Origin of the sequence: Mycobacterium sp. E3198, from assembly GCF_001667015.1 — a bacterium.
In the GTDB taxonomy this organism is placed as follows: Bacteria; Actinomycetota; Actinomycetes; order Mycobacteriales; family Mycobacteriaceae; genus Mycobacterium.
The window spans coordinates 43,189-55,504 of the sequence record NZ_LZIS01000169.1 but is presented as its reverse complement, the minus strand read 5'-3'; the positions used below and the strand labels follow the sequence as shown (position 1 = coordinate 55,504).

The 12,316-nt window shown below is 68.5% G+C and carries 14 protein-coding genes and 1 pseudogene; 7 read left to right on the top strand and 8 right to left on the bottom strand.

All coding sequences use genetic code 11. The features are described 5' to 3' along the window. On the top strand, positions 1–724 hold a 724-nt coding region (locus A5673_RS18820), incomplete at its 5' end, for an acyl-CoA dehydrogenase family protein (RefSeq protein ID WP_255396650.1). On the opposite strand, the gene A5673_RS18815 is transcribed toward A5673_RS18820, so the two are convergent. The 3 genes from A5673_RS18815 to A5673_RS18805 are packed head-to-tail and all read right to left on the bottom strand — an operon-like array spanning position 725 to position 3,369. Further along, positions 725–1,681, bottom strand: a complete 957-nt coding sequence (locus A5673_RS18815) for an LLM class F420-dependent oxidoreductase (protein ID WP_068235651.1) — start codon at positions 1,679–1,681, stop codon at positions 725–727. It abuts the gene before it with no gap. A 12-nt stretch (positions 1,682–1,693) separates the two neighbouring features. Next, entirely contained in the window at positions 1,694–2,437 is a 744-nt protein-coding gene (locus tag A5673_RS18810; RefSeq protein ID WP_068235647.1) for a hypothetical protein, read from the bottom strand. Between the two features lie 11 nt (positions 2,438–2,448). Next, positions 2,449–3,369 carry an NAD(P)-dependent oxidoreductase gene (locus A5673_RS18805; protein WP_068235642.1) on the bottom strand — a complete coding sequence of 307 codons (921 nt, stop codon included), beginning with the start codon at positions 3,367–3,369 and terminating at the stop codon, positions 2,449–2,451. A 182-nt stretch (positions 3,370–3,551) separates the two neighbouring features. On the opposite strand from A5673_RS18805, the gene A5673_RS18800 reads away from it, so the two are divergent. The 6 genes and pseudogenes from A5673_RS18800 (at position 3,552) to A5673_RS18775 (ending at position 9,233) form a co-directional block, all read left to right on the top strand. Next, a complete protein-coding gene (locus A5673_RS18800; protein WP_068235639.1) occupies positions 3,552–5,207 on the top strand; it encodes an OB-fold domain-containing protein in 1,656 nt (551 codons plus the stop codon). Continuing rightward, positions 5,204–6,100, top strand: coding sequence for an alpha/beta hydrolase (locus A5673_RS18795; protein WP_068235636.1), 897 nt, complete (start codon positions 5,204–5,206; stop codon positions 6,098–6,100). The genes A5673_RS18800 and A5673_RS18795 overlap by 4 nt, the downstream gene beginning before the upstream one ends. Then, entirely contained in the window at positions 6,097–6,912 is an 816-nt protein-coding gene (locus A5673_RS18790; RefSeq protein WP_068235633.1) for an NAD(P)-dependent oxidoreductase, read from the top strand. Before A5673_RS18795 ends, A5673_RS18790 begins: the two co-directional genes overlap by 4 nt. A gap of 38 nt (positions 6,913–6,950) precedes the next feature. Further along, positions 6,951–7,719 (top strand): annotated as a pseudogene (locus tag A5673_RS18785) (NAD(P)-dependent oxidoreductase). Between the two features lie 105 nt (positions 7,720–7,824). Further along, positions 7,825–9,030 carry a cytochrome P450 gene (locus tag A5673_RS18780; protein ID WP_068235629.1) on the top strand — a complete coding sequence of 402 codons (1,206 nt, stop codon included), beginning with the start codon at positions 7,825–7,827 and terminating at the stop codon, positions 9,028–9,030. Between the two features lie 11 nt (positions 9,031–9,041). Next, positions 9,042–9,233 (top strand): ferredoxin, encoded by a 192-nt coding sequence (locus tag A5673_RS18775; protein ID WP_068235625.1) that lies wholly within the window; start codon positions 9,042–9,044, stop codon positions 9,231–9,233. Between the two features lie 3 nt (positions 9,234–9,236). Here the strand turns inward: A5673_RS18775 and A5673_RS18770 are convergent, their stop codons facing one another. From A5673_RS18770 to A5673_RS18750, 5 genes are all read right to left on the bottom strand, one after another. Continuing rightward, a complete protein-coding gene (locus A5673_RS18770; RefSeq protein ID WP_068235622.1) occupies positions 9,237–9,542 on the bottom strand; it encodes a DUF1330 domain-containing protein in 306 nt (101 codons plus the stop codon). Then, positions 9,542–9,742: a ferredoxin gene (locus tag A5673_RS18765; RefSeq protein WP_068235619.1), complete on the bottom strand. Its 201-nt coding sequence runs from the start codon at positions 9,740–9,742 to the stop codon at positions 9,542–9,544. The genes A5673_RS18770 and A5673_RS18765 overlap by 1 nt, the downstream gene beginning before the upstream one ends. After that, positions 9,739–10,989, bottom strand: coding sequence for a cytochrome P450 (locus A5673_RS18760; RefSeq protein WP_068235667.1), 1,251 nt, complete (start codon positions 10,987–10,989; stop codon positions 9,739–9,741). Before A5673_RS18760 ends, A5673_RS18765 begins: the two co-directional genes overlap by 4 nt. Before the next feature lie 140 nt (positions 10,990–11,129). Beyond that, positions 11,130–11,645 (bottom strand): hypothetical protein, encoded by a 516-nt coding sequence (locus tag A5673_RS18755; RefSeq protein WP_068235616.1) that lies wholly within the window; start codon positions 11,643–11,645, stop codon positions 11,130–11,132. After that, positions 11,642–12,256 carry a TetR/AcrR family transcriptional regulator gene (locus A5673_RS18750; RefSeq protein WP_068235613.1) on the bottom strand — a complete coding sequence of 205 codons (615 nt, stop codon included), beginning with the start codon at positions 12,254–12,256 and terminating at the stop codon, positions 11,642–11,644. Before A5673_RS18750 ends, A5673_RS18755 begins: the two co-directional genes overlap by 4 nt. Positions 12,257–12,316: the final 60 nt, after the last annotated feature.

Sequence of the window (12,316 nt, the reverse complement as noted above, 5' to 3'; positions counted from 1 at the left end):
ATCGTGGGCGCCGGATGTCCAGATCTTCTGCCCGTTGACGATGAACTCACCGTCGACCAACTCGGCCTTCGTCCGCACCGACCCGACCGCCCCCAGGCACAAGGGGATCAGCGCGCTGCTCGTCCCCACCGATACGCCTGGCATGGTCCGCCGCCCGTTCGCGTCGGTCTATGACCGCGACGAGCTGGACTTCAACGAGGTCTTCTTCGATGACGTCCGGGTGCCCGCGGAAAACCTTGTCGGCCCGCTCAACGGCGGGTGGCAGGTCGCCAACGGCTCGCTCGGCCACGAGCGGACCCTGATGTGGATGGCCTTCGCCAACCGGCTCGAGCAGCTACTCGAGGACTACCTTCCGGCGGACGAGGTGAATCGGGACCGCTACGCCACGATCGTGATGGACTACCACGCGCTGCGGCTGCTCGGCTCGGCGGCGCTCGGGCGAGCCGCCCGCGGCGAGGTGGACGTTGCGGCCTTGTCGGTGCTCAAGGTCTTCGGTTCGGAGGCCGAACAGTGCGCACTCAGGCACGCGCTGGACGCCGCCGGGGTCGGCGGGTTGCGCGACGAAGCGTTGACCGCCCCGTACAACCCTTACGCCCCCGACCTGTTCACCGCGAGCTGGTTCGCCCGCTACATCAGCAGTTACGCGGGCACCATCGCCGGCGGCACTTCCGAGATTCAGCGCAACATCATCGCCCAGCGTGTCCTGGGTCTGCCGTCGCGCTGATCAGAGAGCCGGGCACAGCGAGGACAGGAACTCCTGGGTCCGAAGCCGCGACTTGGTCCGTTCGGTTGCGTCCTTGCCCAACGGGACAATTCGTGTCGCCAGGTCGGTGGCGCCGGCGTCGCGGTAGCGGCGCAGTCGGGTGAGGATCGCCGACTCGTCGCCGGCCGCCATGGTGTCGCCGACGTCCTCGGCGTCGCCGTGCGCCAGCAGTCGCACGTAGTTCGGGGAGAAATCCGCGTGGCCGAGCACCTCGCTGGCATAGGCGCGGGCATCGCCCGTCTCGTTCTTCGAGCAGAGCGCGACGGGCACGCCCGCGACGATGCGTGGCGCGGGCTTCCCGGCCCGTCCCGCGGCCGCGCTGATGCGCGGAACGATGTGGTCACCGATCGCCCGCTCGTCCGCCATCCAGAGAACGGTGCCGCCGGCTCGCTCGCCCGCGAGGCGCAACATGGTCGGCCCGAGCGCAGCCAACAAGACCGGGGTCTCGAACGTGTCCGTGACATCCACCGGCGCATGAACGCAATAGCTTTCATTGTCGATGTCGACGGTGCCCGGTCCGGCGAACGCCGCCTCGAGCACGTCGAGGTAGTCGCTCATCAACCGCGCCGGGCGGTCGTAAGGCAGTCCGAGTTGGCCGTTGACGATCCAATGGTGCGACGGTCCGATGCCCAGGGTGAACCGGCCGCCGCAGGCGACCTGGGTGGTCAAGGCCTGTTGCGCCATGATCATCGGATGGCGGGTCTGGAGCGGAACGACCGCCGTTCCGATCTCGATGCGCTCGGTGGCCTGCCCGATCAGCGCTACGGCGGTCATCGCGTCGAGATAGCCCGGGACCTGGGGCATCCAAAACGTTGCGAAACCGGCGCTTTCGGCCGCAGCGCCGTCGGCGATCAGGCCGGCCAGCCGCTCGGCGCGCGACCGCTCCTTGTCGGAGCCCACCATCAGGCCGATACGCATGCGTCCGACTTCCTATGGCACATACCGGTCCCACTCGTACGGCACCACCGCGAAAAACGGTGCGGCAAACACGGGTTCGGCCCTATGTGCGGCCCAACGGGCCGCCAGCACCGGCCGCAGCCGTTCCGCTGCGGCGATCGGGTCGTCGTCGAGGAAACAATAAGTGATCGACTGATTCGCCTCGGCGCTCGCTAGCCGGGCATCGACCTCCCGCGACAGCGCAGACCAGACGCCGGCCACACCGTCGACGTCGAGCAGCGGCGCCACCGCCGCCGATCCCCGCTCGACCAACAGGAACGCGCCCCGCACGGGCAACCAGGGAAGCACGTCCGCGCCGACCTTGACGCGCGGCGCAGCCGCTTTGTCCCGCACCTCGTACACGCCGCGCTCCACGGGCGGCAGCAAGGGGAGCTTGCGGCCGGCGTTTCCCAGCGCCGTCGAAAGCTCGTTGAAGCCGCGCAGTCCGGCGGCGTCGGTGAAGAAGTACGTCATCACGTGATCGACCGCGTCCAGCGGCCCGCCGGTCACCGTGCGCGCCGAGCGGCACGCCGGGGTGGATACCAGCCGCAGCGAGGCGCGCACCGCGGCCAGCCGGTGTTGCTCCGGGCGGTGGTCGAGAGTGTGCCAGCGCAGGTATTCGGCGTCGGTTCCCTCGGGATGGCGAGTCGCCATCGACACGAACAGCGTGGTGATCTCGCCTCGCCCGGTGGCGAGGACCTCGGCGACCTCGTCCGATGGCGTGCCGGGAAGCTGCATCGCGTAGTTCCCTAGGATCTCGTCGAATTGGGCACGGACAGCGGCAGTTCGGGGTGGCGGGCCTCGATCATGAGCCGAAAGCCCTCGCGCCAGGGCACCTTCGTCTTGCCGAGCACTTCATGCATCCGGGTGACGTCCGGCCACAGCGGCGTGTGCGCCTGGGTGGTGTATTCGAAGATCGGCTCGACCCCGACCAGCTCGCCCATGAATGCGCAGTAATCCTCGACGCTGACGGTCTCGCTGCCGGCCCAGTTCACCACGACCGGCGGCGTCGCGGCGACTTCCATGGCCCGGATGCCCAGTTCGACGTAGTCGTCTTCATAGATCGGGTTGTAGTTGTTCGGCTTGTCGGGGTGCAGCCGAATTGGCTTGCCCGCCAGCATCGCATCGAGGCGATCGGCGGGCGCACCGCCCTCGGGCCCGTACGTGGAACAGATCCGGATGATGGTCAAGGGAATCCGGTAGCGCCGGGCGATCCACGTGCAAACCGCCTCGGCCGCAACCTTCGAGATGCTGTAGTTCGCGCGCAGCGGCACCCCCGGCGGATCGCTCTCGGTCAGCGGTCGCTGTCCCTGGTATGCGTAGATCGAGCCGGTCGAACAGAACACGAAACCCTTGGCAGCGCGGCAGTGGTAGAGCAGTTCCCCCGACATCTGCGCGTTCGTTTCGACGCAGCGGTGCCAGTCGCCTGCGCCGGCGTCCACGGCGGCATGAAAGACGTACGTGAAATCCTCGGGCAGCCCGCAAAGGTCGCCCGCGCTGATGTCCAGCGCGACGGGTTTGACGCCGGCGCGGACAAGCCTTTCGCGGTCCGCGGGCTCCTTCAGGCGCGCCACGCCCCATACCTCGTTCCGCGCCGCCAGGGCGCGCGCGATGGGAAACGCGATCTTGCCGGTCGCCCCGGTGATCAGGATCTTCTCCGCGTCGAGCAACCAGCCCTCCGATCGTGACGAGGACCCAACGCCTGGCCGACAACCGACCCGACGAACAAAGGGCCCGAAGGTGCGGCCTGGCTCCTGGGCGCTTGGAAATGATAACGTAATTCTCCGATTTGTATAACGGGCGTACCACACCGGTGGGCTCCCGGGCGAGCCGGCCGATTTCCGGAGGTGACGTGTCAGCAGCACCCGGACGACCGCTGCCCCTGCTCACGCTGGACAACGAATTCTTCTGGACCTCAGGAGCCGACGGCACGCTGCGGTTTCAGGAATGCAAGGCCTGCGAATCGCTGATCCATCCGCCGGCGCCGGTGTGCCGGTATTGCCGCTCGCAGGACATGGGCGTGCGGGCCGTCTCCGGACGGGCCACGCTGGCGGGGTTCACAGTGAACCATCGGTTCAGCCTGCCGGGGTTGCCGGCGCCGTACGTGGTTGCCCAGGTGGCGATCGCCGAAGACCCGCGGGTCCGGCTGACCACCAACATCGTTGACTGCGAGGCGGATCGGCTCGAGCTGGGTCAACAGGTGGAGGTCGTCTTCGAGCAGATCGAGGACGTCTGGCTGCCGCTGTTCCGGCCCCTCCCGGACGCCCCACCCGGCCGGCTGCCCACCGACGAGATCGAGCCCGAGCGCTTCGGGGAGCACGTCCGCCCGATGCTGGCGGCGGACAAGTTCGAAGACAAGGTGGCCCTCACGGGCATCGGCATGTCACCGATCGGGCGGCGGTTGATGCGCCAACCGCTGTCGCTGACCGTGCAAGCCTGCGAAGCCGCCGTCGCCGACGCCGGGCTGACGCTCGCCGACATCGACGGCCTGTCCACCTACCCCGGCGCGATCAATGTCGGCGGCTTCGGCGAGGGCGGGGTGACCGCGCTGGAGGCGGCGCTGGGAATCCGCCCGACCTGGCACAACGGCGCCATGGAGACCTTCGGTCCCGGCGGTTCCGTCATCGCCGCCATGCAGGCCGTCGCCTGTGGCCTGGCCCGGCACGTGCTGTGCTTCCGAACGCTGTGGGAAGCCACCCACAACGAGCTGATGAAGCAGGGCAAGATCACCCCATCGATGGGCCGCGTGGCCGGCTGGACATACCCGTTCGGCGCCACCTCGGCCGCACACACCCTGGCGATGAACGCGCAGCGGCACTTTCACCGTTACGGCACAACGAAAGAGACGCTCGGCTGGATCGCCCTGAACCAGCGCGCCAACGCCGAGCTCAACCCGACCGCGGTCTATCGGACCCCGATGACAATGGACGACTACCTCGACGCGCGGCCCATCACCACGCCGTTCGGCCTCTACGACTGCGACGTTCCGTGCGACGGCGCGATCGCCGTCATCGTCTCCGCCGTCGACGCGGCGCGCGACTTGGCCAAGCCGCCCGTCCTGGTCGAGGCGGTAGGCACGCAGATCATCGAGCGAATCGACTGGGACCAAAGCACTCTCACCCATGAGCCGCAGGTGCTGGGCCAGGCCGCGCACGTGTGGACCCGCACGTCGCTGCGCCCCACCGATGTCGACGTCGCCGAACTGTACGACGGCTTCACCATGAACTGCCTGTCCTGGATCGAGGCGCTGGGCTTCTGCGGCATCGGCGAGGCCAAGGAGTTTCTCGACGGCGGCAAGAACATCGCCCGCGACGGCCTGCTGCCGCTCAACACCCACGGCGGCCAGCTGTCGCATGGCCGTACCCACGGCATGGGTCTGCTGCACGAGGCGGTCAGCCAGCTGCGTGGTGAGGCCGGCGACCGGCAGGTCACCGATGCCCGCGTCGGCGTGGTCAGCAGCGGCGGCCTGACCCCAAGCGGCGTCCTGCTGCTGCGGGTGGACGCATGAGTTCCCCACCCCGTCCGCGCCTCGTGATCGTCGACGGCGTGCCGATGTCGGCGCTCGTCTGCGAAGCGCCCGAGCCCAAGGCCGTGATCGTGGCCATCCACGGCGGCGGCACCACCGCCGTCTATTTCGACTGCCCGGGTCACCCGTCGTACTCGCTGTTACGGACCGGGGCGGCAGCGGGATTCACCGTGGTGGCGCTCGACCGGCCCGGCTATGGCAGCTCGGCGCCCTATCCCGAGGCGATGGTCGAGGGCGAGCAGCGGGTCAACCTGGCTTACGGTGCGATCGACCGCATCCTCGGCGAACGGCCAAGCGGCGCAGGTCTATTCGTGATGGGCCACTCGGGCGGCTGCGAGCTGACGATGCGGATGGCCGCTGACGAGCGCGGCGCCGATCTGCTGGGCATCGAGCTCGCCGGGACGGGCCGGCATTATCACCCCGCCGCCCGGGAAATACTGAAAACGGCGACCCGCGAAAGCCGGCCGCCGGGCATGCGCGGCCTGCTGTGGAGCCCCGCGGAGCTGTACCCACCCGAGGTCCTCGGCGGTGCGACGGTTTCCCCGTCGGCGCCGCCCTACGAGGACCAGATGGTGTCGAACTGGGCCCGCCAAACCTTCCCCGAGCTCGCGCCCGCCGTTCGCGTCCCGGTGCACTTCAGCATCGCCGAGCACGAAAAGGTCTGGCAGGCCGATGATTCGGCGATAACGGAGATCACCGGCCTGTTCTCCGGGGCGACTCGGTTCGTCGTGCACAGACAGCCGGACGCGGGCCACAACATCAGCCTGGGCCACACCGCCGCGGACTATCACGCGGAGGTTTTTGCGTTCGCCAACGAATGCGTCGCGGCCCGAGCGAAAGCGGTTGACACGCAAGACGATCTGGAGGCCGGATGAGGGTCGGATTCATCGGGCTGGGCAGCCAGGGCGGCCCCATGGCGCGTCGGATCGTCGAGGCCGGCTACGAGACGACGCTGTGGGCACGCCGGCCCGCGACGCTCGAGCCGTTCGCCGACACCCCGGCCAAGATCGCCGCGTCGCCGGCCGACCTCGCGGCGGCCAGCGACCTGGTCTGCCTGTGCGTGGTCGGCGACGCCGACGTCGAGGAAATCACCTGCGGCGAGGGCGGCCTGCTGGCGGCGATGGAACCGGGCGGCGTCATCGCGGTGCACAGCACCGTGCATCCCAACACCTGCCGCGGGCTCGCGAAAAAGGCCGGCGCTCGCCGCGTTTCGGTCGTCGACGCGCCGGTCAGCGGCGGCGGTGGGGCGGCCTCGGAGGGCCGGCTGCTGGTGATGGTCGGCGGCGACGCCGACGTCGTCGAGCGTTGCCGTCCGGTGTTCGAAAGCTACGCCGATCCGGTCGTTCACCTCGGCGACCTGGGCTCCGGGCAAACCACCAAACTGCTCAACAACCTGCTGTTCACCGCCAACCTGGGCACCGCGGCCGCCGCCCTGTCGCTGGCCGACGCGCTGGGCGTCTCCCCCGATCGGTTCACCGAGGTCGTCTCCCGCGGCAGCGCAAACAGCTTCGCCCTCAACGCGCTTGGCGGGGTCGGGGGCCTCGAACGCCTGGCCGGCCTGGCGGGGACCCTGCTGCGCAAGGATGTCCGCTTGATCGCCGAACTCGCCGAACGGGCCGCCGCCGACCCCGGCGCCGTGCTCGAGGCCGCCGACGCCACGCTGGCGTCGATGGGCCACCCGCGATGAAAGTCGGCTTCATCGGGGCGGGCCGGATGGGGCGCCCGATGGTGGCCCGCCTCGTCGGCGCCGGCCACGACGTCCGGGTGCTGGGCCGCACGGACGAGCAGCGTCACGACCTCGAGGGGCTGGGCACCCGCCCGGTGGGCGACGCGGCCGAGGCCGGCGCGCAGGCCGACGTCGTGCTGGTGTGTGTGTTCACCGACGACCAGGTGCGGCAGGTCTGCCTGGACGGCGAGCTGCTGTCCACCATGCCGCCGGGTTCCATCCTGGTGGTGCACACCACCGCGAGCCCGGCGACGATCGAGTCCATCGCCGACCGCGCCGGCGATGTCGGCGTGGTCGACGCACCGGTGAGCGGCGGCCCGCACGACATCGCGGCGGGCCGGCTGACGCTGTTCGTCGGCGGCGCCGACGAAACCGTGGCACGGGTGCGAACGGTGCTGGGCTGCTACGGCGATCCGGTCCTGCACGTCGGGCCGCTCGGCGCCGGCCAGAAGGTGAAGCTGGTCAACAACGCCCTGTTCGCCGGCCACATCGGGCTGCTCGCGGAGTCGATCCGGCTGGGCGAACGCCTCGGCGTGCCGGAATCGACCCTGCTGGACGCGCTGCCGTACGGCAGCGCCACGAGCCGGGTGCTGGACATCGTCGCGGCCAGGGGTTCGGTCGCCTCGTTCGTCCAGGTAGCCGGCGAATTCGTGGGCAAGGACGTGGCCGTCGCGCGCGGCATCGCCGCCGAACTGGGCAGACCTGGGTGCGCTGGACGCCGTCATCGACGTGGTCGGTCCCGTGTTACATGCGGCCAGGAGGGGCTGAGGTGGGGGCGTTTTGGTCTTTCCGGTTTCACACGAAAGCGCTACCGTTAGCGTTACAGTCAGGCAATCCGCTGTAACGGTTCAGCCCGCCGATGAGGAGCATGCAGTGACCAAACCGAAGGTTGTCTTCGACCCGTACTCCGAGGACTACTTCAACAACCCGTTCGAGACGTACCGGCGGATGCGCGAGGACGCGCCACTGTATTACGACGAGAAGGAAGACTTCTACGCGCTGACCCGCCACGAGGACGTCGCGGCGGCGTTCAAGGACTTCGAGACCTATTCCTCGGCGCGCGGCTGCGACCTCGCAATGGTGCGGCGGGGCTTGTCCCCCGAGCAGAAGTCGATCATCTTCATGGACCCGCCGGAGCACCGGCACATGCGCAGCCTGCTCAACAAAGCGTTCACCCCGCGGGCCATTCAGTCGCAGCGCGACACGGTCGTCGAGGTGATCGACAAGTACCTGGGCGCGGCCGATCCCGACCACTTCGACGTCGTGCAGGACTTCTCGGGACCGTTCCCGGTGGAGGTCATCACCCGGATGGCCGGTGTGCCCGAGGAATACCGCCAGCAGGTGCGGCACTGGATCGACACCAGCCTGCACCACGAACCGGGCCAGATCGAGATCAGCGAAGCCGGGATGCAGGCCAACATCGACACCGCGATGTACTACTTCGGCCTCATCCAGGAACGCCGTACCGAGCCGCAGGAGGACATGATCAGCAGGCTGATCGCGGCCGAGGTCCCGGGCGACGACGGTCAGCCCCGCCAGCTCGACGACATCGAGATCACCGCGTTCGCCACGCTTTTGGGCGGGGCGGGCGCCGAGACCGTCACCAAGTTGCTCGGCAACGCCGCCGTCATCTTCGCCCGCCACCCCGAGCAGTGGCAGAAGCTGCAGGAGGACCGCGACAAGATCCCCGGTGCGGTGGAAGAGCTGTTGCGCTACGAGGGGCCGGTGCAATACAACGTCCGCTACACCCTGAAGGAGGCGCACGTCAGCGGCGGCGTGATCCCCGCGGGCAAGCCGGTGTTCCTCTGCGGCGCTGCGGCGAACCGCGACCCGGACGCCTTCACCGACGCCGACACGTTCGACATCGAGCGCGACCAGACCGAGGCGCAACACCTCGGCCTCGGGTACGGGATTCACAGCTGCCTCGGCGCGGCGCTGGCCCGCATGGAAAGCAGGATCGCGCTGGAGAGGCTGCTCGACTTCATGCCGCGCTATGAGGTGGACTGGGCCGGGTGCAAGCGGGTGAACATGCAAAACGTCGCCGGCTGGAAGAACGTGCCGGTGAAGGTGCTTCGGTAGAGGGGGCCGCGATGAGAATCGAAGTCGATTGGGGTCTATGCGAGAGCAACGGCGTCTGCATGGGCATCAACCCCGAGATATTTCAGCTCGGCGACGACGACATGCTGACCGTCCTGAAGCCGGAGGTCACACCGGAGACCGAGGCGGACGTCCGCGAGGCCGTGCGTCAGTGCCCCCGCCAGGCGATCTCCATCGTCGATTAGCGCTCAGCCGCTGGCCGAAGGGATTTCGAACCCGGCGAGGATGACCGCGTTGCAGTCGGCCGCCGCTTGGCGAAGCTTCGCCGCCTTCTGGTAAGCCTCGGACTCGTACCACGCCCGGGCCGCATCCACCGACTCGAACTCCAGCACGACGGTCTGGTCGCCGTGCCAGCTGCCCTCGAGGACCTTGGGCGCGGTGTCCACCGCCAGGATGTTGACGCCGCCCATCGCCGCTCCCGCGGCTTGGCCGTAGGCCTTCATGCCCTCCGGATCCTTGATGGCCTCGGTGAGGATGACATATCCCTTTGCCACTACGTCTCCTTCGATAGATCGCTGATCGCCTGCTCGGGACAGCACTGGATGGCCTCCCGGGTGGCGGCCTCGAATTCCGTTGGAATCTCGGAGGTTATCGCCTCCGCGTAGCCGTCGTCGGTCAGGCTGAACACTTCCGGGCACAGCGTCGTACACACGCCGTGACCGCGACAGCGTTGGTCGTCGACCGAAACCCTCATGCCGGCGTGAACTCCAGGTGCAATTCCGTCAGCCCGCGCAGGATGTAGGTCGGAACGTATTGGTAGCGGCGGTCATTCGCCGGACCGTGCACGCTCTCGTCGATCCTGATGTCGGACGTCCGGTCCAGCAGGCGCTCGATCGCCACCCGGGTTTCGGCGCGCGCCAGCGGCGCGCCGGGGCAGCTGTGGATGCCGCGCCCGAACGAAATGTGCTGGCGGGCGTTCTTGCGGGCCGGGTCGAACGTCGCAGGGTCGTCGAACCGGCGCGGATCGCGGTTGGCGGCCGCCTGCACGATCATCACGGTGGTGCCCGCGGGCAAATCCACCCCGCCGACCTTGACGGGCACCCGGTTCAACCGGAAGTCGCCCTTCACCGGGCTCTCGTGGCGCAGCGACTCTTCGATGAAGTTGGGGATCAGGCTGCGGTCCTTGCGCAGCTGCGCCTGGATGTCCGGGCGCTCCCCGAGCGTCTGGAGCGCGGCGCCGAGCAGCCGGACGGTGGTCTCCTGGCCGGCCGAGAAGACATTGCTGGCGACCCGGGCCACGTCTTCGACCTCGGGGATCGAGCCGTCGGGGTAGGTCGCCGTGGCCAGGCCGGTCAGCACGTCGTCGCGGGGTTCGCGCCGGCGGTCCCGGACGTAGTCGGAGAACAGGCCGTACAGGAACTCCAGCGGGCTGTGCGCCAGCGACCCCTTGGTGCCGCCGATGCCGCCACCCGCGTGCTCGGCGATGCCCTTGACGAACTTGTCGCGGTCCTCCATCGGCACGCCCAGCAGATCGGCGATCACCAGCAGCGTGAACGGGCCGGCGAAGCCCTTGATCCATTCGCCATGGCCGGGGGCCAGGAAATCGTCGAGCGCCTGGTCGGCGAGCGCCCACATCGCGTCCTCGTTCTCCTTGAGGCGCTTCGGGGTGATCAGCCGCATCATCAGCGAGCGGTGATTGGTGTGGGTCGGCGGATCCAGCGTGGGCAGCTGGTCGCTGAATGGCAGCTCGTCGCGGTGCTGCTCGATCAGCTCGGTGATGTCGTCCCCTTCGATCGGCACCGGAAAGCCCGGAAACGGGCCGGTCACCGAGATGCAGGAGGACCACGTCTCGGCGTCGTTCAGCACGGCGCAGGCCTCGTCCCACCCGGTGATCATCGTGACGTCGTGATGGCTCTCCCGGGTGACCGGGCACTGTTGACGCAGCGCCTCGTAGTAGGGGTACGGGTCGGCGATGAGCTCTTTGCCGCGGAAGAAGTCCATCTTGGCGAAGTCGTTCACCGTATTGCTCCGTTCGAATCTCAGCAGTGAGAATGAGCCTCTCAGAGATGAATATTACATTTCCACACCGCCCGGTGGTCGTCAAACGACGGGCCCGCCCCCGGCCGGAAGACGGGCGGCGATCAGCTCGCGGGAACCAAATCGGCGGCGACGGACGGGCATGCCAACAGGCCGCTTCGGAACGTTTCGAGGTAACCGATCGAGCCGTGTGGCGCGGCCGCCGCCGCAAGCGCCTGGGTCTTGAAGATCTTCGCGGCCATGCTCAGCCGGTGCTGGACCAGGCCGACGCTGTCGTCCAGCTCCGCGGGCCAGCTTTCGCCCCACAGCGTCACCTCCGTGACCCCGTGATCGAGGGCCTGCAACACGCCCTGCCGCACCCGCGAGTCGCATCCGAACAGGTCCGCCGCGGCGGCCAGGGCCTGGGGCCGGGGCCGTGAGTCCACCGCGGCCAGGGCGTCTTCGAGGTCGAGCGGCCTGGCGCCGATGATCTGCAGCGGCCGGGTGTCGGGGTGGTCGGCCAGGTCGGTCAGCAGCACGGTGACGTCCCACCCCGCCATCGCCCGGTCGAAGAGCCAGCCGCCGGCGTACCGCACCACGTCGACGACGCTGGAGGCGACCACGTCGAGCCGGTACCTCATGTCGGGTCGCCCGTCTTCGGCGGCGCGAAGTCCCGTGCCAGCGCCTCCGCGTACTGTTTGAACGCGTCGGTCAGCGGTATCGAAGGATCGAGCAACCATATTGTTTCCATTCCGTGGACGAAGGCGAGAATTTCCACTGCCTTGACGGCGGGTTCTATGTCGGTGCGATAGCGGCCGTCCGCCTGGCCCAGCCGGATGAGCTGGGCGACGATGTCGATCGCTTGCCGCTGACGGTCCAACATGCGGTCGTGCAGCGGGGCGTCGGGATCGATGTTTTCGATCAGCAGCACGGTGAACGTGCCCACCATGTCGGGTGCCCGCGTGAAGCGATCGGCGACCCGCGCGATCTCGACCAACAGGTCACCGGTCCGGTTGGCGTGGGAGTCGTCGTCGGCGTCCCGGGCGTCGAGCACGGCGTGCAGCAACTGCTCCTTGGATTCGAAGTGGTGCAGCAGCCCGGCCGGGGTCACCCCCGCCGCACCGGCGATCTGGGCGAGCGTGGTGCTACGCCAGCCGTTGCGGGTGAGCAGGCGCTGCGCGACGTCGAGGATCCGCTGCTTGCGGTCCTCGCCTTTGGCGAGCAGCGTGTCGTACCGCCGAGCGACGGGCAAAACGGACTCCCTGGGTGCCGATAAACCTACTGAACACACAGTAGGTTGGTTTGCCGGCTG

Excerpts from the sequence above, each read along its gene's own strand:
- A5673_RS18775 (WP_068235625.1), top strand. The coding sequence starts at position 9,042 with ATGAGAATCGAAGTCGATTGGGGTCTATGCGAGAGCAACGGCGTCTGC.
- A5673_RS18795 (WP_068235636.1), top strand. The coding sequence starts at position 5,204 with ATGAGTTCCCCACCCCGTCCGCGCCTCGTGATCGTCGACGGCGTGCCG.
- A5673_RS18790 (WP_068235633.1), top strand. The coding sequence starts at position 6,097 with ATGAGGGTCGGATTCATCGGGCTGGGCAGCCAGGGCGGCCCCATGGCG.
- A5673_RS18755 (WP_068235616.1), bottom strand. The coding sequence starts at position 11,645 with ATGAGGTACCGGCTCGACGTGGTCGCCTCCAGCGTCGTCGACGTGGTG.
- A5673_RS18760 (WP_068235667.1), bottom strand. The coding sequence starts at position 10,989 with ATGGACTTCTTCCGCGGCAAAGAGCTCATCGCCGACCCGTACCCCTAC.
- A5673_RS18765 (WP_068235619.1), bottom strand. The coding sequence starts at position 9,742 with ATGAGGGTTTCGGTCGACGACCAACGCTGTCGCGGTCACGGCGTGTGT.
- A5673_RS18810 (WP_068235647.1), bottom strand. The coding sequence starts at position 2,437 with ATGCAGCTTCCCGGCACGCCATCGGACGAGGTCGCCGAGGTCCTCGCC.
- A5673_RS18815 (WP_068235651.1), bottom strand. The coding sequence starts at position 1,681 with ATGCGTATCGGCCTGATGGTGGGCTCCGACAAGGAGCGGTCGCGCGCC.